Here is an 18,219-nt window from a genome sequence, read left to right as displayed (position 1 = left end):
CCTTCGTAGATGTTGGACGGCTAGGCCAGGCGTCGCGAAATCGCTTCCGCCATGCGTCGGCCAAGCTCCGGACCTTCGAGCGGATAAAGGTAAGGCTCGATAAGTTCGAGCTCCATCAGATACAGCTCGCCAGTTTCGGCTCGCAGCATGTCGACGCGAGCGTAAAGTGGTGTCTGGTCGAGAGCATCAAGGACCGCCGCGGCCATCGCGAGATCTTTGGCGGCAGGAGAAATCGCTTCCTCCGTACCGCCGTAAGTCGACTGGATACGATAGTCGTCACCCTTGGCTCGTTTGATCAACGCGTGTGAAAACTCACCATCAACAAAGATCAGACTCAGCTCTCCTTCTGATTGAATCGAAGACAGAAACGGTTGAGCCATCATTGGATGATTCATTTCGGGAATCGGATCGCCTGCCTTTAGCCGATGCTGCCCGTCGGCTCCGGCTCCGACCTGCCGCTTCACCACCATGTCTTCACAGCCAAGTGACTTGAACGCGGCCTCGATCGACTCACGCGTCGGCGAATCAATCCACTCGGTCGGGATCAGCTTCGCACCACGAGTCGCCAACTCTTTGAGATATCGTTTGTTCGAGTTCCAACGTACAAACGCAGACGAATTGAACAGTGGCGTTGTAGACTCGATCAACTCGAGCGTCGCCAGAAACAGCTCATGTCGGTCCCAGTAATCCCAGGTCGTCCCGATAATGGCGGCCGCAAAACTACGGTCCCATTGAATATCCGGATCGTCCCAGCACACTTCAACCAAACGCAAATCGAGATTGGCAAATGCTGGACGCAGGGCGCCCACCATGTTGTCGTGTTCGTACGCATCAGTGCGACGATTGGACGAACCCGGGATTGTATTTTGCGAACAGAGATAGGCGATTTCTTTCATTCGCCCAATTTACCGTTAGCCGTTTAGGGCCGTAAGCGGTCCGTCGACGCAAAGTTCCGGTTTTCCGAACGTTTCAATGTTGTGGCCGAACGCGTGAGCCAACGACATCAACATCCGGTTGTGTGGCACGCCGCCAAAATCCTTGTAGCGTCCAAGCTTGAATCCTGGTGCATTCCCCAACATCAGGAACGGAATGTTGTCCAGCGTGTGGGAGTTGCCTTTTCCAAGCTCGTTGCCCCAGACGATCAATGTGCCGTCGAGCAAACTGCGGTCTGAGCCGGGCTCTTTGGTTTCCGCAAGCTGCTTAACAAGGTAGTGCAATTGTTCGGCGTACCAGTGGTTGATCTTGGTAAGTTTCTCCTGGGATTCGACTTTCAAGTCCGGGTCATGCGACATCTGGTGATGACCTTCGGGAAAGCCCAGCCACTTCATCCGCGTTCCGCCGACCGAATTGGAATACTGGAGCGTGGCTACACGATTCATGTCGTTGGCGAACCCGTTTACCAGCAAATCCATTTGCATTTTCGCGATTTGGGGCATGTTGGATTCGGAGACGCTGACTCCCGAAGGCAATTCCGGTGCCGCCACGTCCAGCATCTGAGCCGCAGCAGATTCGAGGTCCTGTTCCATTTTGCGAACGTAAGTCACGTGCTCGTCGAGCATGACTTTTTCTTCCGAACCCAGCGATTTCGAGAACTGTTTCAACTCTCCAGCGATGTCATCCAACACACTGCGGACCAGAGCATCGTTCTTGCCACGGCCGTACATTTTTTCGAACATCGAGTATGGATTCGAATCCGGAGCAACCGGTTTGTTGGGTGCCGCGTAGCACATTCGTGTCCACGGGTCGGCACGATCCGCCACCGCAACGCCGAACTCAAGTGATCCGAATCTGGTTTTTGTTGATTCTTGTGATTGTAAAAAGTTTCTGATCTCCTGGTCAATCGAGATGCCTCCGGCCCAACCGGCTGGCGTGTGGCTGCCGCCCTGAATGTTTCCAGGCAGAAGCTCTGCTCCGGTCAGCAGGCAACTCATTCCCCGCATGTGGCTGTCGCCGTCGCCACGAACCTTGTTGTGAATTCCGTGAGTGACCAGCATCGATTCCTTAAACTGCGCAAGCGGCTCAAGAATCTTTTTCAGCTCAAAATCCGCCCCCTGTGTTTCTGGCCAGAATTGGTCCTGCACGGTTCCGTTGGGCGAGAACATGATGATCAAACGCTGAATCGGCGCGGCAGTGTTTGCTGTTTTCGCACGAGCCAATGTTGGCATCACGAATGGCAGCATCGCAGCCGAGTAACCCAGTGTCTTGAGCGCGTCGCGACGTGAAAGTTGTTTACTCATTTTCGTTCTCCTGTTGTTTGGCAGCATCCAGTTCGTGCCGGGCAACCACGACCGACATGTCGACCAGAAGCTGCCGCACGTTAAATTGGTTGCGTTGAAATTTTGTCAACAAATCGTCGATTTTATCGGGACCGTACGCAGCCAGAGGCTGTTTGGCGAAGTGCCGAAATAGCTGTTCGATGAAATTGCGATGGGCGTCATCGTTCTCGATCAGATACTTCGCAAGGTCCTTGGCGCCGTTGAACTTCAGCACCTCGCCATCGGGAGTTTCGTACTCGGCCGAAGCGTCAATTTTCTGCTTCTTTTCAGTGTCCCTGAAACGTCCGACGGCGTCAAAGTTTTCAAAGCTGAATCCGAGAGGATTGATTACGCTGTGGCAACCCTGACAGGCAATTTCCTTGGTTTGGTGCACGACCCGTTCACGCGTTGTCAGCGTCGGATCGAAGGCCTCATCAAGTGGTTCGACATCGATCGGTGGCGGCTTGAGCGAACGGCCCAACAAGCTTTTGGCCACGAACACGCCGCGATGAATCGGCGATGTGTTTTTGTGATACGCCAATCCGGTCATCAGATAGGGATGAGTCAGCACACCTGCCCGGAGCTCTGGTTCAAAGGACTTTTTTTCGAACGTATCGTTGTCCGGTTTGTCGATTCCGTAGAAGTCCGCGATTCGATCGTCGACGAACATTTTGTCAGACGCCAACAACTGTCGAAAGTCAGACTCTTCCGACCAGACGATTTCTTCGATCGCGAGATCCAGTGACTCTGCCAGCGAACCCAATATTTTGTCGTCAAAGCCCGGATAGGCTTCGAGGTCTTTGGTTGCGTCGGTGGCACGATCGAGTTCCAGCCAATGATGGAAGAACTGGCGAAGCTTGACTCGAGTCCGTGCGTCGCCCAGCATTCTCCACGCCTGAGTGTGTAGTGTTTTGTCATCGTCAAGCTTGCCGGCCGCTGCAGCGTTGAGCAAATCTTTGTCCGGAATTGAGTCCCAAAAACCAATCGCCATCTTTTCGGCCGCGGAGAATTGCGCGTTCGCGTTTTCGCGAGACGGTGATTGGCTTACGTAAAGGAATTGAGGTGACTTCAACGTCATCAACACGATTCTGCGCATCGCATTTCTTGCCAAATCTTCAGTGGCAAACGGCCGTTCGATGAATGTTGCTTTTTCGGCTTCCGTCAGGTCGCGACGAAATGCCTGCCGCACAAATTTCTCACAGAAAGCTCGGGTTCGCGTCGCTTCGGCTGCTGCTTTTGCGGAATCGTCCAGCTCGTCTTTCCGTTCTTTCTTCCTGATCTTGTCTGAGTAACCAGTTAGGTCATTGTATTTTCGGTCCACAAACTCAAGGACTTCTACCGCGGCGAGGGTGGTGGCCCGATCCCACTGTTGCGAAACGGAAGTGCCACGTTCGTATCCCACGCTGCTGTCGTCCGGCGGAAAGTCCGTTTGCAGCATGACCGCGGGAGGCGCCCACTGCGGTGTCAGATGCTTTTTGCCGACCAGTTCGCGAGGGCGGTTGGGGCGAACCCACTCGAACGCAATCGAAGCCGAGTCTTCTTTATATTTGAAAAACTGGATGTGCAATGGATAAGCTCGACCAGCCCGTAGTTTGACCGTCGCTCGATGTTCGGTCTCTCCATTGGTGACCTTGTTGTCGATCAGCGGACTGGAGTTCCAGCTCTGTCCGTTGAAGAAAAACTGAACTCCATTTTGAGTCACGAGAATCAGTTCATAGGTGCCGGAGTCCGGAGCAATTAGCGAACCTGACCAGTCGATCGAAAATTGTTCTTTGTCCTTCAGCTTTTCCGCGTCGGGCGTGCCGTCGCCGAAGTCGAAATTGATCAAGTCATCCGTTCGTTCGAAAGCGCGATCTTTGCCATGGCTTCTGGTTGGAAAGTATTGTCCTTTGAGTCCGAAATTGTCACCGATCCAAACGGCGCCCAGAAATGGCCGCATCAAATCAGCGACGGCGTTCTGATATTGGTCAACGGTCAATCGGGAAAACGCGATTCCAGGTGGCTTGAGTCTCATCTGCGCTTCACGAGTGTAAAACGCTTTCATCATGTAGCGCGTGACCAGTTCGGCGTCTTCGCCAACGCACATTTCCGGGTCATCCTCGGGCATCGTCTTGACGATGTAGTCCTTCAACCGCCGTAGCGAAAGGTCGCCCTCAAGCGTGTTCTCATACGCTCCTTCAACGCCCTGCCCTTGATCACCGTGACAAGTCGCACACTGGTCAACGTAGAGTTCTTTGCCTTTTGCAAACCAGGGCTCTTCTACTTGAGCGTTCGCTTGTTGACAGGAAACGGTTGCACCCAAGGTTATGGGCAACGCAAGCAACAGCAGTAGCGCAAGCCCGATTTGTCGGTTTCCAAATTCGCGGAGGAAGATCATGGTGGCTCTTCTGATTGGGAAAATACCTTCGGAATTGAACCGCTTTTACACGCCCAAGTATCCCATCAAAATGCGGTTTTGACTCGATTTCCGCAAGGCCACGTTCCGACAATGCCGGTCCAAAGGCTTACAAAGCAGCATTACCAGATCTGCGTGCCTACGGTTCTGAAACCGGTGACAACGTGAGAATCCGTGCACTTTCGAGGCCACTGGCGTTTGACGGGTTCGGGCGATCCGCTCCGGGAGATCCCCAGACCATGGTCAGTTTGTCGCCCTCAAAGTAGTAGAAACCTCTGATCGACGGAACGTTCTCGCGCGTCGATTCGATTTCCATTTCGGAAAATTTTGACTTGCTGACAGGAGAAGCATCAGCTGATTTCAGCTTGCCAATTTCCTGTTTGTCGCCCTGTTGAACAAGGATGTTCTGGCCTTCGATTTGGATCGTCATGTCGCCAAGTCGCTCTGTCGGAATCTTGCGTCCGCCGTGCACGGCCTTGGTGACTTGCCACGTCCCGTCAAGCGATGGTTCGGTTTTGGTGTCGTTGCTTTCGGGACGGTCCGTCGTCTTCGCAGCGGTTTTGGCTTCGTCGGCTGTAGCACTCGAGTCGGCGGTTGCGGAAGGAGGCACAGTCGCACGATCTTTCGCGTCCGAAGGTTCGTCCATCGGTGCTTTCGCAACGACAACTCTTTCTGGAGCCGGCGATTCTGACGAAGCGGTCGAGCGAGGCGTTTCTGGTTTTGTGGTTGCAGGTTTCGCAATCGAAGGCACTTGTTCGCTTGCCGATTTGCGTTCACCGTTGACGACTTTGGCCATCGGTCGCGCAGATTCTTCTCCGTCGGAAACTCCTTCGTTGGCCTTTACGAATGAATTCCGAATCTTCTTCGGAGCAGCCTTGGACGACTCTGCAATTTCTGCTTTATTCTCGGTCAGCTGAGTCGAGTTTTCAGCACTCGTCGTTTCATCATCGGCGACAGTTTTGGCAGGCTCCGAATCGGCCAAGCCAGACTCCACAGCAGAAGTCTCATCGCTTCCGAAGTTCCCATTTTCGAGGTCGCGATCTTCGGGTGATTCCACATGCGAATCAGTAGCGATCGCGGATGGCTGCGCGGAAGCATTTTTGGAGATTTCGGCTTCGTCGTTCAACCCTGATTCATTCGAAACAGCGGCCACTTCCTTCTCCGGCAAATAGCCCAGCGTTTCCAGGACAGGAGTCTGCGTTGCAGCAGCGATTCCCATGCCTGCCACGAAGCCAGCGGTGCAAAGTGCGAATGTTTTCATCTGAATGACTCTGGTGAAATTTGAGATCCAAGCCCAGAAATGTAGGCCCAAAGTATATCAAAACGCTGTCAGCCGGATTTGAAATTTGCGGAATTGGCCGACTCAACCGGCAGAATCAACCGCACCGTCATCATTGTAGGCAAGTGTCCAGCGTTTCCCGGACGTGTGACCGGCCAGGAATCAGCCGACCGTTTCAAGCACCAGCCTTTTCGAGTTTAGTCTGGCAGCCAGATCTACATCCAGCCAATCATCGACCCGACCAGCAAACCGAAGTCGTCGAGGATGTTCTGGTACTGGTCGATCACCAGTTTTTTGTAAAGCAGAATGATCGCAGTCGCCAAAACGATGCCGACAAACCCCATCATCAACACGAATCCGATCTTGCTGATGATCTGCAAATTGGCTTCCGCTTTCTCCTGTAGGTCCAACGAAGTTTGATGCATCGTCTCCGCCAGCTTTCCCGCTGTTTCACCGTTCTCGATCATGGTGACAAAATCTTCGGGAAACGCATCGGTCGCTCGAAACGTTTTCGCAAAGCTCTTACCCTTACGCAAATCGTAAAGCACTTCCGGGATCACCATCTGATAGTAATAGTTCTCAGTGGCTTCGAGCGAAAGTTTTCCGATCTCCAAAACGTCCATGCCGGCGTTTTCCGAAGCAGACATCGCCCACGCGAACCGGGACAGTGAAAGGTGTTCCAGCGTCTTGCCCAGCAACGGTACGCGTCGCGCGATCCTCATCGGCAGCGTTCCGTACCAGCCTTTCATGGAACCGAACACCAGGAGAAACGCAATGGTCGCGAAAGAAGCCACGACGACGCAATACAGCAAGAAGTTGCCCGTCGTGCTGCCCATGCCGAACCAGTCGATTGGGTCGATGCCGCCAATGTCAACCATCACCCAATGCATCACCAGGATCAGCAATCCAATGATTCCGATCGAAGCCACGAGCTCAAACGCCGGCCAGGCAATTGAGTTCAGGAACCGGGTTCGGAATTTGACAAGGTTATCGTAGTGCGTCGACAGCCGCAAAAATGAGTCTTCCAGTCGGCCGCTTTTTTCACCCGCACGAACAACCGCCAATGCTAGGTCAGGAAAGTAGCCTTCAGTCGCGGTCATCGCATCGGTCAACGAGTCTCCATCTGCCAACTGGTCACGTATCTGGGATGACTTGCTGCGATACGTCGAACCGGCGATTCGGGTTTCTTTGTCATAGATCGAAAGCAGATCGATCCCGGCCGAATAGCTGGTGCCCAACCGCTGGAAAAGTTTTGCGAGCTGCCGATAGCTGATTCTGGCCATGTTGGTTTTTTCCTGCGATGATCAACACCGTCAATGAACGAAATGTCGGTGGGGGAAGCGTAACATTTCAACGAATGCCGACCCGTATTCGATTGCCCCGCGATGCCCGGGTCAATAAACTGGATTGTGATGGGCGTTGGCTCCAGTTTCCATTTTGGACGCCACAATGCCGATAGGCAAATTGTACCCAAACCGACCGGATCGGCGAAGAACGGTGATTGTCATGTTGCGTTTGATATCCACGACTGGATTTTTCCTTTTGATCGCGCTGTCCGTATGCAACGATCGGACTTGGGCGAACGACCGGGTTTACCTGAAAACCGGGCGTATCCTGCAAGGCAAGGTCACAGAAGGCGAGGCTGAAAAAGGCGGTGAGTTCATCCTGTTGACGACCGAAACCGGGACCGTCTACAAGTTGGACAAAGGCGACATCGTGAAGTCTGTTTTGATGCGGGAGAAGGTGGACACGGACTACAAGGCCCGACTGCGGCTGATCAAGGACGTTGCGACGGATCATATCGAGCTTGCGAAATGGTGCGAAAAACAGACTCGCGGCAAGACGCGTTTCAAAGAGCAAATTCGTTGGCACTACGAGAACGTGATTCGACTGGACCCCGAACATGCGAACGCGCGCAAGAAGCTGGGCTATATGAAGCTGGCCGACGGGAACTGGGTCGCGCAAGCTGAATTCAAAACGCGACAGGGTTACATTCCAGACCGCCGACGGGATTGGGTGGCCGGTTTGAGCAAAGTCGTTGCCGAGAAAGATGAGGCTTATGACGCGAAGCTGGGTGCAAAACGAAAGGCATTCAATCGTTGGTTGAGCGCGGCCGAAAAAGGCAACTTGCAGCCCGCAGTCCTGGCGGATATTTGTGACGCTTCAACCTTGGATCTGGTTTATCAGAGTGCGCTCAATGCGCAATACAATGTCGAAGCCTGTCGTGTTCATTTGGATGCCATCGCGACGGTGAAGACTGGCGACGCAGTCGAAGGACTGGCTCACTTTGCGATCGAAGCACCGAATCAGGATATCCGCGAGCACGCGATTTCGTTGCTGCAATCCGAGGTCGATCACGTGACGGCTATTTTGTATCTCAAAGGCGGACTCAAGTTTTCCAATCGTTGGCATGTTCAAAACGCCGCGTTTGCAATCGCTGAGATTGCATCGACCGATGACTACAGTCGCGACTTTGCCATGTTGCCGTTGGCGGATTCCTTGAGAACTCAGCACGAAGAGAGGATCGCTGGAGCGCTCGCACCTGGCCGCATGAATACGTCCTTCGGTTCTGGCGGAACCAGTTTCCAAACAGGAGGCGGGCCGCAAACCCAGGTGAAGGAATACCGCAACCAGCAATCGCTCGATGCCTTGCGACGACTCTTCGAGGCAGACTTTGGATTCGACGAACAGGCGTGGCGAAATTGGTATATCCAAAATTACACTCTCTCCGACCTCACCGTTCGCAGGGACGAGTAGCTGCTTTGATTGTCAACTGACGTCCTGATATACTCGGCGAAACCACTTCGTTTCCAGGACTTCCAAAATGCCAATCAAATTCAACTGCCACAAATGTGGTGCCAGTCTTCGCGTACCTGAGCAACACATCGGAAAGAAGGCTCGCTGCCCAAAATGTGACGAAAAATGCGTCGTGCCCGCAACTTCGCAAGGCAGCGAATCGGGCTCAGAGGGCGGCGAAGAATTTGAAGATATCGGTAACGTTCTGGAACATCCCGCCACCGCGACGCCGGTCGGTCTTCCTCCGGCTATCGGTGCACCGACTGCTGTTCCGACGGCGGCTCCCCTTCCGCCTGGATCGTCCGATCCGCCGGCGATGGCGTCTCCTGTTGCTCCGCCGTTTCAGTCGAACTCAGCGTCGCCTTACGCGTCGCCGATAGGTAAGCCACAGGGGAACGCGATTTCTGGCAGCATCATGCACCCGCTGTACGAAGCCAGAAACATGATGAAGATCTGGGGATGGTTGACGTTCATTGTCGGAATTTTGTACTGCCTGACGATCGTGGGCATCATCGTGGCTTGGGTTTTCATTTGGATGGGCTGGTTGGTCAAAGGCGCCGCGGAGGCCGTTACGATTGGAATTGAAACCGGTGACATGGCTCAACTGCGTCTGGCGAACGAGCGATTGGGGACTTTCTTCAAAATTCTTGGCGTCGGTGCGATCATCTGGTTGGCGTTAGTCGGCATCTACTTATTGATTGTCATCGTTGCGATTATCATTGGGGTTGCTGGCGCGGCGGCTGGATGATCGTTCGCGTCCAGGCATTGCAAATTCGTGACCGTTGAAATTCAGGTAAATCAGAGATGGAAAAATGGCCCGTTGGAGTTTTCACCAGCGTCGATGCCGGTTTAGGTGTTGATCTTGCTGTCGCAAAAGAACTGAACATTCCCACGATTCAGATTCACGCGCCGCACGCTGGAAATCGTGACGCTGCCGCTGCTGCGGAGATCAAAACTCGCCTCGATTCGTATGGCATCACGGCGACTGCAGTCTTCGGTGGTTTCGAAGGCGAAAGCTACGCGGACATCCCGACGGTCGTGGAAACCGTGGGGCTGGTTCCTCCTGCGACACGCGAATCCAGACTCGCGGAGATGAAAGCGATCTCGGACTTTGCCAAACATCTCGGATGCAGCGTGATCGCGCTTCACCTTGGGTTCGTGCCGCACGACGTGACCGATGAGCTCTACGGGCAATCCGTGGCGGTGACTCAGGAGCTTTGCAAGTACGCGGCGGACAACGGCCAGAGCCTGCATTTGGAAACTGGACAGGAAACGGCCGCTGGACTGGTGAAGTTCATCGACGACACGAAGTGTGACAACCTGTTCGTCAATTTCGATCCGGCGAACATGATTCTCTATGGCGCTGGAGAACCGATCGAAGCTTTGGAGCTTCTTGGCAACCGGGTTCGAAGTGTTCATTTTAAAGATGCCAAATGGGCAGCCAATCCCGGAAAAGAATGGGGCGAAGAAGTCCGACTTGGGGATGGCGACGTCGATATCCTGAAATACATGCAGACACTAAAGGCGATTGGCTATGGAGGTCCGTTAACGATCGAACGGGAAATTCCGCAGGAACCCGCTCGGCAAAAAACGGAAATCGGTTACGCCGTCTCGGTGATCGAACAGTTGCGATCAGAAGTCTGGTCTGCGTAATGTCGTCGAAGAACGGAAGCGAGAAACCGGCGGCGGAAGGTGATTGGTCGTTCGAGTTCAAGCGAGCGATCGTGGGTGGCCTGTCGATGACGTGTCTGTTGTTGGCTGGGCTGCTTTATGTTGCGTCGCCGGACATCAACAACGTTCTGCTTGCTGGTTCGCTGCGTATCGGCGTTGTGTTGTTTGCGATCTGGCTGGCATTGCCTCAGTTGCGTGGGATCTTGGCCAAGGTTCCAAGCGTGCTGCCGGTGATCGCGCTGGTATTGATCGTGTTGTGTGCCGCGCGCCCCAATTTGTTCCGCGTGGTTGGGTCGCTGGTCGTCGTACTCTCAGCACTGTTGGCGATCTCGAACTGGATCAAGAAGTTTTCGCCAAAGCGGTGACCGGGACAGGCAGAGTGCTCAGCACGGTTTTCGGAACCAATTGTTCGATTGCTGAAAAACGGTTGATCTATCGCCAGTCTTCATGGCAGTTGTTGCAGGATTGCGAGACGAGATTCGCAAACTTGCTGGCGGCTTCAAAGTCGTCGCTCTTCGCTGCCGCGACCGTATCGAGAGCAGATTTCTTCATCGCATCGCAATAGGCAACGTACTCATCGACGTCGGCATCATCCATGCCCTCTTGCGCAATCACCGCAGCGATCGCCGCGACCCACTGAGCTTCCGAAATGATGTCGTCCCGCTGTTTGGAAAACGTCTGTTGGTCAGCGGTCCATTGTTTGAGCAACTCGTCCGATGTCCCCAGTCGCTCCATCGTTTCGTTGCGCCCGATAACGTCACTCCACTGAAGTTCTTCAGGCGGTTTTTCGATTTCGGCAAAGGAACCGCCGCGAACCAGGTCTTCCAGATCGAACTTACGTGCGTTGCAATAGTTGAATGCCTGGACTGTGTTGCTGCGCGCGTTGGTTGCCGCCTGCTGCAAAGCGGCCTGGGCAGCAGCGGCATGGTCTTTCCAGCGAACTTCGCCGTCGTATTCTCGAATGATCGCAAAAGACATCGAGAGCAACGACATGCTTTGGCGGACATCATTATAGGCCGTTTTGAATTTGACCGGAGAAGTCACGGACTTTGCCAAAGCCTGGTTGAGCGATTTGATTTCGTCTTCGATCGTCGTGCCATCAATCAACATCGACCAACCCGTTGAGTTGGCCGCCGCGTTATCCTCTGCATTGGCGTCACCAGAAGCAGCCATGTTTGCGGCCGAGGAACTTTCTGGACGTTCGCCAACGATCCCGTCTTCGAAAATGTTCTGGAAGTAGACATCGTCTTTCGGCGTCTCAAAGCTCGGCTTGGCGACCCGTTGGACTTTACGAATCTTCTTCGGTGGTTCTGCTGATTCTTCTTGCGCGACAGCGAGCGACAACGAAACAGCAATCAGAGATATTGCGAACGTGATTTGAATGAGTGACTTCATGGCTTAAGTATACACAGTTCTGCGTTTGGGTTCGTTCTGGAGTATACGTCGCAGTTTTCACCGCAGGAAACGACTTGAGAAACTCAGGAACTGCTCCCAGTCATAACGAGTTATATCGTGTTTGCCTTCGCGAATATGGTAGCCAACGCGATCGCCAATTCGCTTCCCAAGTACGGGCATTTTCGGGGCCTGAACGCTTTCCACGTTTTCGCTGTCCGTATCAATTGCGATTCCCAAACCCTTCAGCCCAAGCATTCGATAGACGGGCGAAGCATGAAACGCCGCGAGGAATTCTCCTTTGGGATCCGCCCATTGATCACCCTGAGCACTCGCAACGTAGACCGGACGGGGCGCGATCGCCGCAAGCAGCATGTGGTGGTCGACTGGCATTTCGTGGACGGAATCGTTGTAGCTTTTGTGCTGCAAACAAAACCAGTGTGGGAACACCGTGTTGATTCTTTTGACGGTTTCGCCAATTTGTCGCCTGGCCAGTGCTGCTCCGCCGCAACCTGAGTTGTTGGAGATCACGACTCGAAACCGGTTATCGGTTGCGCCGGCCCACAATGATGTTTTGCCCAATCGCGAGTGACCGAACACGGCGACCCGCGAGCCATCGACATCTGGAATCGATTCGAAAAAGTCGACCATTCGCGACAGCCCCCACGCCCAAGCGCCGATCGACGTCCAGTTGTCCTCGCGGCCTTGAAGTTCCGGATAAAGCGGATGGACGCCGTTCTGAAATTCATCGTCGAAGTCCGGATCGACATCTCCGTAATACACCGTGGCGACTCCGTAGCCTTTTGAGACGATCAATCCCAGCGGCCAACGACTGGATTTCGATCCGCGCGTGCTTTCCAGCGCCGTTGCGCATTCTCTGTCGCGGTTCCATACTTTCGACAACGAAATTTTCTTGCTTGAGTGAACCGTGTGGTTGCCCTGGAAGTTGTAGCCAAGGAAAACAGGAGTGTTCGTCGTATCGTTCCCTGGCAGAACGAGTAGCATGCGGATTCGATGTTCTTTCCCGCTGCCGTCAACGCCAAGTACGATGTCGAATTCTTTCAGTTTCGCTTCAACGAGTTCGCTTTCCAGGTCGTCTGGGTCTACCCGGAACGCAATACTCGACTCGCTGAAAATTTTGAACACGACGCGCTGCGTTTCAGGACTGCGAGCGGGCATTGCACCGAAAACGTGATCTTTGAACAACTGTACGATCTCGCTTCGACGCGTTTCCCAGTCGTCTGACGATGCAACGGTTGAGCCATCGTTGAAAGTCAACGGATCAGGAAGCGTGTAAGCCGGGATCTTCGATTCGTCGTAGTTCGCATCCTGGGCATCGGTTGTCAACGGGTCGGTGAGCATGTAGGCGACCAATCCAAAAACGGTGAACGAAAGAAGGGTACGAAGTTTCATCGGAGTGCTTTCGCTGTTTTAATTACTGCGTAAACGTCGGAATCATTTTACTGGCGCCAACTCAGCCTGCGAACTGATTTTAGCGGCAGTTCCGTGCCTCGAAGCGAATCCATCCGTTGAAACGAAAAAAGGTCAAGCTAACTTACATCAGCTTGACCTCTTCGAAATATCAAACAGTTCGGACAACGCCGAACAAACCCTACAGTGCCAGCAACAGTCGGCTTGGCGCTTCAAGGTAACCGATGACTTCGTTCAGGAAACGTGCAGCGGCTCCGCCATCGATCAAGCGATGATCGTAGGACAGGCTTAGCGGCATCATCAAACGAACGGCCACCTCGTCATTTTCGACGACGACAGGCAACTTTCGCGACCGACCGACCAGCAAAATTGCCGTTTCTGGAACGTTGATGATCGGAGTCGAATACGTGCCACCGATCGCACCAAGATTGCTGATAGTGAAAGTGCCTCCGCGAAGATCGTCGATGCCGAACTTGTTGCCGCGGACGTTTTCAGCCATCACGCTTAATCCCTTGGCCAATGCGGGAATCGACTGTTCGTCTGCGTTTCGCATGTTAGGCACGACAAGGCCGCGATCGGTATCAACCGCGATGCCTACATTGACGTAGTCCTTGTAGATGATCTGGCCAGCATCGAGGTCGACAGAGGCATTAATCGTAGGGTGCTGTTTCAACGCCATTGCGACGGCTTTGATGATGAACGGCATTGTCGTCAGGCTAATGCCCATCGCTTTGTAGTCGGCTTTGCTGTTCTGGCGAATGGCTTCGAGAGCCGTCACGTCTGCGTCATCAAAGTTGGTTACGCGAGGGCACGTCGTCCACGACTCGTGCATCTTGCGAGCGATCGTCTGGCGAATCTTCGGCATCTTCTCGATGCGAACCGGACCGTAGGCGTCTGTCTGACTGTCGCCAGGAAGCGAAGCCGCACCGCCTACACCAGCAGCTCCCACTGCCGGACTTGATGACGAAGCCGCAGGTCGTGCAGCGGTACCATCGCGCACCACGCGAAGCACATCGTCACGCAGGATTCGTCCGTGAGCTCCAGAGCCGGTAACGTTTGCCAGGTCGACGCCGACTTCACGAGCAAATCGTCGAATGGCCGGACCGGCAGGAACCGAAGCTTTCGAACCGGAGGCTGCGGGCGCGGGCGTCGGAGCAGCCGGCGGTGGTGTCGCAGGGGCAGCAGGCGCCGGCGGAGGAGTCGCGGCAGCCGGTTCTGGTTTCGATTCTGGCGCGGGCGTTGGCGCTGGTTCTGGAGGAGCCGCAGGTTCCGGAGTTGCCGCAGGTGCTGCTGCAGCCGGAGCAGATCCTCCATCAGCCGCTTCAACGGTCAACAGTTTCTGGCCAACAGACACCGTGTCGCCGGAAGCGATGTGGATCTCAGTGACCGTTCCTGCCATATCACTGGGCACGAAAACGGTCGCCTTGTCCGTCTCCAGTTCACAGATCTCGGTATCCTTCTCAATCGTATCACCAACGGACACGAGCACGTCCAGGACATCTCCAGATTCGATGCCTTCGCCAATTCCAGGAAGCTTGAATTCAACAGCCATAGTTTTCTTCGAGTGCAAATGTTTGAGGTTAAAACATCGCTCTCCTCGCGGAGAGCGAATTCAACAAATCGCAGGTAGGGAGCCGTGCCATTCTTCATCGGCTCATGCGTATGCCATCAATCTCTATGCGTAGAGCGGGTTCACTTTTTCCGCATCGTAGTCCAGATCCTTGATGGCCTGGGCAACCGCGGACGCTTCGACTTTGCCCTGCTTTGAAAGCTGGTACAGAGTCGCGATAATGATCGATTCGGCGTCGACTTCGAAGTGGCGTCGCAACGTCTCACGCGTTTCGCTGCGTCCCATTCCGTCGGTTCCCAATGCAAGGAAATCACCCGGAACGAATTTCGAAACCTGCTCCGAAAGTGCCTTCACGTAATCGCTCGACGCGATGAATGGACCTTCCGAACCTTCGAGTGCCGTTTCGATGTAGCTCTTGCGAGGCGTCTCTGTCGGATGCAGCATGTTCCAACGCTCGCAAGATTCGGCATCGCGGCGAAGTTGCGTGTAGCTGGTCACGGACCAGATGTCGCTGCTGATGTTGAACTGTTCAGCCAACATTTCCTGAGCCTTCATCACACACTGCATGATCGCTCCGGAACCGAACAGCTGAACGCGGAACTTCGAATCAGCGGCCTCCATGCTGCGGAACTTGTACATGCCCTTGATGATGCCTTCTTCGCAACCTTCCGGCATGTCGGGCATTTCGAACGCGTCGGTACCACACATCAGATAGTAGATTGCCGTCTCACCTTCCTGGTACAGCTTTTTCAAACCGTCCATGATGATGACATTGGACTCAAAGTGAAATGATGGATCGAACGCGCGAACCGTTGGGAACGCGATCGCATTCAGCAAGCTGTGTCCGTCCTGGTGTTGCAGTCCTTCGCCATTAAGCGCCGTCCGTCCTGCAGTTCCGCCAAAGAGAAATCCTTTGGCTCGCATGTCTGCGGCTGCCCAAATCAAGTCACCAACGCGTTGGAAACCAAACATTGAGTAGTAGATGAACATCGGAATCATGTTGATTCCGTGAGCACTGTAAGCCGTGCCTGCTGCGTTAAAGGACGACATGGCTCCGGCTTCAGAGATGCCTTCTTCAAGCAGTTGTCCGTTCTGGGCTTCTTTGTAATACGAAATCTGTTCAGAATCGATCGGATCGTAAAGCTGCCCGACGTGAGAGTAGATGCCGACTTGGCGGAACATACCTTCGATACCAAACGTCCGCGATTCATCGGGAACGATCGGAACAATGTTCTTGCCGATCTTTTTGTCACGGCAAAGATCGCTCATCAAGCGTCCGATACCCATCGTCGTAGAGATTTTCTCTCCACAGCCTTTCAAAGTTCGCTCTTTAATGCTTTCCCAAGTCGGAACTTCCATCAACGGAGGCTCGGTGGGACGAGACGGAACTGATCCGCCGAGAGCTTCACGGCGCTCGCGGAGATACTTCATTTCCGGGCTGTTGTCAGCTGGCTTATAGAATGGAGCCTTGACGACTTCTTCATCGCTAAGCGGAATCGAGAATCGTGAGCGAAACGCAAGCAGTTCTGCTTCGTTTGCTTTCTTCAGGTTGTGAGCCACATTTCGACCTTCTCCGGCTTCGCCCAAACCGTAACCCTTGACTGTTTTCGCAAGAATTACTGTCGGTTGTCCTTTGTGATCCATGGCGGCCTTGTACGCCGCCCAGACTTTTTCGGGATCATGGCCGCCGCGACGCATGCGCTCAAGCTTCTCGTCGCTGTAAGTTTTCACCATCTCCTCAAGCTCGGGATACTTGCCGAAGAAATGCTCGCGGATGTACTTGCCACCCATGCCAACGTACTTTTGGTACTGGCCATCGATGACTTCGCCCATACGCTTGACCAAGAGGCCCAGTTCGTCCTGCTCGAGTAGCGGATCCCAATCATCGCCCCAAACAACTTTGATGACGTTCCAACCTGCTCCACGGAACAGAGCTTCCAGTTCCTGCATGATCTTGCCGTTACCGCGAACAGGACCGTCAAGTCGTTGCAGGTTACAGTTGATGACGAACTTGAGGTTGTCCAGGTTTTCCCGACCGGCAAGTGTAATCGCACCGAGTGATTCGGGTTCGTCGCATTCGCCATCACCGAGAAACGCCCAGACGTTCTGGTTTGTTGTGTCTTTTAAGCCGCGGTCTTTGAGGTACTCATTGAAGCGAGCCTGGTAGATCGACATGATTGGGCCAAGTCCCATCGAAACCGTTGGGTACTCCCAGAAACTTGGCATCAGCCACGGGTGAGGGTAAGAGCTCAGCCCCGGAGTGTCGCGAAGCTCCAATCGGAAGTTGTCGAGGTTGTCCTCGGAGAGACGGCCTTCCATAAACGCACGTGAGTACATTCCAGGCGACGCATGACCCTGGAAGTAAATTTGGTCTCCGTCGTAACCGGTTTCGCCTCGGCCGCGGAATACATGGTTGAAGGCGACTTCGTACAGCGTTGCCGAAGAAGCGAACGTTGAAATGTGACCACCGATGCCATCGTTCTTTTTGTTGCCTTTGACCACCATCGCAAACGCGTTCCAACGAACGTAGTTCTTGATGCGTCGCTCGATCTCGCGGTTACCAGGATAAGGAGGCTGATCTTTGGTGGCGATCGTGTTGATGTACGGAGTGTTGGACTTCATCGGCAAGTCCACGCCCTCGAGCCGCGCTTTGGCTTCAAGCATCGAGAGGATGTACTTTGCCCGATCCTCACCTTTGCTTTTAATGACGTATTCGAGAGACTCCAACCATTCCTGAGTCTCGGCTGGATCGACGTCTACCGTTTGTTTCAGGTAAGGTTCGGTCTGTTCGATGGACTCGGTTGATTTCAGTGTGTCGGACATAAATTGTGGCCTGTATTCTGATAAGGTTGGTTCCGAGAGCAGTCTACTAACGGAAAGGAAAACGCCGCCAGAGGCCATAACGTGGCCCTAAGGTGAACGAATCTCCTGAAGCAATCCTTGCGTGGCGATTCCGCAGCGGGAGCGCAAATGATGTCTATGCTCGTCCCGTCCGCAGCAGCATTGTTATTTATGTTCGTCGGTTCGTAAACCGTCTGAATTAACATCTGACTGCAAGGATGGTTTTGGTGCCGTTAAGTCGCCTTAGCGGCTGTGAAACGGCTGCGGTAAGCCGCGGTTATAGGCTGCCTGCTTCACTGACCACGTATCGGCGTATAGTCGGTGGCTCGTTGAGGACTTCATCCATCTTCGCCCGAAAGGCCGCCAGATGGCTGGTTTCAAAGTGTGCATCAAGCTTTTCCTGCGATTCCCATTCCTCAAACAGCACGATCGGACCGCCTTCGCTAACCGGTAGCGCAAACCGGTATTCCGCACACCCGTCTTCTTTGAGCGTTTCCGCAGCCACGGTCTTCATGGCCGCAACCGCGTCATCGAAACAGCCATCTTTCACATTGAATTTAACGTCGAGAACAATCATCTGCAGCTTGCG

14 protein-coding genes are annotated in these 18,219 nt (G+C 53.9%); 4 read left to right on the top strand and 10 right to left on the bottom strand.

Annotated elements, in window-relative coordinates; all coding sequences use genetic code 11:
• Positions 1 to 20: 20 nt before the first annotated feature.
• From MFFC18_RS13840 to MFFC18_RS13820, 5 genes are all read right to left on the bottom strand, one after another.
• Entirely contained in the window at positions 21 to 896 is an 876-nt protein-coding gene (locus MFFC18_RS13840; protein ID WP_075086007.1) for an ATP-grasp domain-containing protein, read from the bottom strand.
• A 15-nt stretch (positions 897 to 911) separates the two neighbouring features.
• The gene (locus MFFC18_RS13835) at positions 912 to 2,237 is read right to left on the bottom strand and encodes a DUF1552 domain-containing protein (RefSeq protein ID WP_075086008.1); all 1,326 of its coding nucleotides are present in this window, start codon (positions 2,235 to 2,237) and stop codon (positions 912 to 914) included.
• Positions 2,230 to 4,632 carry a DUF1592 domain-containing protein gene (locus tag MFFC18_RS13830; RefSeq protein ID WP_075086009.1) on the bottom strand — a complete coding sequence of 801 codons (2,403 nt, stop codon included), beginning with the start codon at positions 4,630 to 4,632 and terminating at the stop codon, positions 2,230 to 2,232. Before MFFC18_RS13830 ends, MFFC18_RS13835 begins: the two co-directional genes overlap by 8 nt.
• A 157-nt stretch (positions 4,633 to 4,789) precedes the next feature.
• Positions 4,790 to 5,911 (bottom strand): hypothetical protein, encoded by a 1,122-nt coding sequence (locus tag MFFC18_RS13825; protein WP_075086010.1) that lies wholly within the window; start codon positions 5,909 to 5,911, stop codon positions 4,790 to 4,792.
• Between the two features lie 233 nt (positions 5,912 to 6,144).
• Complete coding sequence (locus MFFC18_RS13820; protein ID WP_075086011.1) at positions 6,145 to 7,212, bottom strand: type II secretion system F family protein; 1,068 nt, start codon at positions 7,210 to 7,212, stop codon at positions 6,145 to 6,147.
• Positions 7,213 to 7,435: 223 nt separating this feature from the next.
• On the opposite strand from MFFC18_RS13820, the gene MFFC18_RS13815 reads away from it, so the two are divergent.
• The 4 genes from MFFC18_RS13815 (at position 7,436) to MFFC18_RS13800 (ending at position 10,761) form a co-directional block, all read left to right on the top strand.
• Positions 7,436 to 8,686, top strand: coding sequence for a hypothetical protein (locus MFFC18_RS13815; RefSeq protein ID WP_148618872.1), 1,251 nt, complete (start codon positions 7,436 to 7,438; stop codon positions 8,684 to 8,686).
• Positions 8,687 to 8,753: 67 nt separating this feature from the next.
• Positions 8,754 to 9,473 carry a DUF5362 family protein gene (locus MFFC18_RS13810; protein WP_084417361.1) on the top strand — a complete coding sequence of 240 codons (720 nt, stop codon included), beginning with the start codon at positions 8,754 to 8,756 and terminating at the stop codon, positions 9,471 to 9,473.
• Between the two features lie 56 nt (positions 9,474 to 9,529).
• Positions 9,530 to 10,378 carry a sugar phosphate isomerase/epimerase family protein gene (locus tag MFFC18_RS13805; RefSeq protein WP_075086013.1) on the top strand — a complete coding sequence of 283 codons (849 nt, stop codon included), beginning with the start codon at positions 9,530 to 9,532 and terminating at the stop codon, positions 10,376 to 10,378.
• Positions 10,378 to 10,761 (top strand): hypothetical protein, encoded by a 384-nt coding sequence (locus MFFC18_RS13800; protein ID WP_075086014.1) that lies wholly within the window; start codon positions 10,378 to 10,380, stop codon positions 10,759 to 10,761. Before MFFC18_RS13805 ends, MFFC18_RS13800 begins: the two co-directional genes overlap by 1 nt.
• Positions 10,762 to 10,828: 67 nt before the next feature.
• Here MFFC18_RS13800 and MFFC18_RS13795 read toward each other — a convergent pair whose 3' ends face one another.
• From MFFC18_RS13795 to MFFC18_RS13775, 5 genes are all read right to left on the bottom strand, one after another.
• Positions 10,829 to 11,791 (bottom strand): hypothetical protein, encoded by a 963-nt coding sequence (locus MFFC18_RS13795; RefSeq protein ID WP_075086015.1) that lies wholly within the window; start codon positions 11,789 to 11,791, stop codon positions 10,829 to 10,831.
• A 57-nt stretch (positions 11,792 to 11,848) separates the two neighbouring features.
• Positions 11,849 to 13,201 (bottom strand): glucuronyl esterase domain-containing protein, encoded by a 1,353-nt coding sequence (locus tag MFFC18_RS13790; RefSeq protein ID WP_238381329.1) that lies wholly within the window; start codon positions 13,199 to 13,201, stop codon positions 11,849 to 11,851.
• A 199-nt stretch (positions 13,202 to 13,400) separates the two neighbouring features.
• Complete coding sequence (locus tag MFFC18_RS13785) at positions 13,401 to 14,771, bottom strand: 2-oxo acid dehydrogenase subunit E2 (RefSeq protein WP_075086016.1); 1,371 nt, start codon at positions 14,769 to 14,771, stop codon at positions 13,401 to 13,403.
• A 123-nt stretch (positions 14,772 to 14,894) separates the two neighbouring features.
• On the bottom strand, positions 14,895 to 17,612 hold the full coding sequence (gene aceE, locus MFFC18_RS13780; protein WP_075086017.1) for a pyruvate dehydrogenase (acetyl-transferring), homodimeric type: 2,718 nt from the start codon (positions 17,610 to 17,612) through the stop codon (positions 14,895 to 14,897).
• A gap of 295 nt (positions 17,613 to 17,907) precedes the next feature.
• Positions 17,908 to 18,207 carry a putative quinol monooxygenase gene (locus tag MFFC18_RS13775; protein WP_075086018.1) on the bottom strand — a complete coding sequence of 100 codons (300 nt, stop codon included), beginning with the start codon at positions 18,205 to 18,207 and terminating at the stop codon, positions 17,908 to 17,910.
• Between the last annotated feature and the right edge of the window lie 12 nt (positions 18,208 to 18,219).

It is taken from the genome of Mariniblastus fucicola, from assembly GCF_008087665.1.
Classification (GTDB): Bacteria; Planctomycetota; Planctomycetia; order Pirellulales; family Pirellulaceae; genus Mariniblastus; species Mariniblastus fucicola.
This window is presented reverse-complemented; position numbering and strand designations above follow the sequence as displayed.

What these genes read in the sequence shown, in the direction of transcription:
- MFFC18_RS13820 (WP_075086011.1), bottom strand. Translation starts at nt 7,212, where the DNA reads ATGGCCAGAATCAGCTATCGGCAGCTCGCAAAACTTTTCCAGCGGTTG.
- MFFC18_RS13840 (WP_075086007.1), bottom strand. Translation starts at nt 896, where the DNA reads ATGAAAGAAATCGCCTATCTCTGTTCGCAAAATACAATCCCGGGTTCG.
- MFFC18_RS13790 (WP_238381329.1), bottom strand. Translation starts at nt 13,201, where the DNA reads ATGAAACTTCGTACCCTTCTTTCGTTCACCGTTTTTGGATTGGTCGCC.
- MFFC18_RS13775 (WP_075086018.1), bottom strand. Translation starts at nt 18,207, where the DNA reads ATGATTGTTCTCGACGTTAAATTCAATGTGAAAGATGGCTGTTTCGAT.
- MFFC18_RS13815 (WP_148618872.1), top strand. Translation starts at nt 7,436, where the DNA reads ATGTTGCGTTTGATATCCACGACTGGATTTTTCCTTTTGATCGCGCTG.
- MFFC18_RS13825 (WP_075086010.1), bottom strand. Translation starts at nt 5,911, where the DNA reads ATGAAAACATTCGCACTTTGCACCGCTGGCTTCGTGGCAGGCATGGGA.
- MFFC18_RS13830 (WP_075086009.1), bottom strand. Translation starts at nt 4,632, where the DNA reads ATGATCTTCCTCCGCGAATTTGGAAACCGACAAATCGGGCTTGCGCTA.
- MFFC18_RS13800 (WP_075086014.1), top strand. Translation starts at nt 10,378, where the DNA reads ATGTCGTCGAAGAACGGAAGCGAGAAACCGGCGGCGGAAGGTGATTGG.
- MFFC18_RS13835 (WP_075086008.1), bottom strand. Translation starts at nt 2,237, where the DNA reads ATGAGTAAACAACTTTCACGTCGCGACGCGCTCAAGACACTGGGTTAC.
- aceE (WP_075086017.1), bottom strand. Translation starts at nt 17,612, where the DNA reads ATGTCCGACACACTGAAATCAACCGAGTCCATCGAACAGACCGAACCT.
- MFFC18_RS13810 (WP_084417361.1), top strand. Translation starts at nt 8,754, where the DNA reads ATGCCAATCAAATTCAACTGCCACAAATGTGGTGCCAGTCTTCGCGTA.
- MFFC18_RS13805 (WP_075086013.1), top strand. Translation starts at nt 9,530, where the DNA reads ATGGAAAAATGGCCCGTTGGAGTTTTCACCAGCGTCGATGCCGGTTTA.
- MFFC18_RS13795 (WP_075086015.1), bottom strand. Translation starts at nt 11,791, where the DNA reads ATGAAGTCACTCATTCAAATCACGTTCGCAATATCTCTGATTGCTGTT.
- MFFC18_RS13785 (WP_075086016.1), bottom strand. Translation starts at nt 14,771, where the DNA reads ATGGCTGTTGAATTCAAGCTTCCTGGAATTGGCGAAGGCATCGAATCT.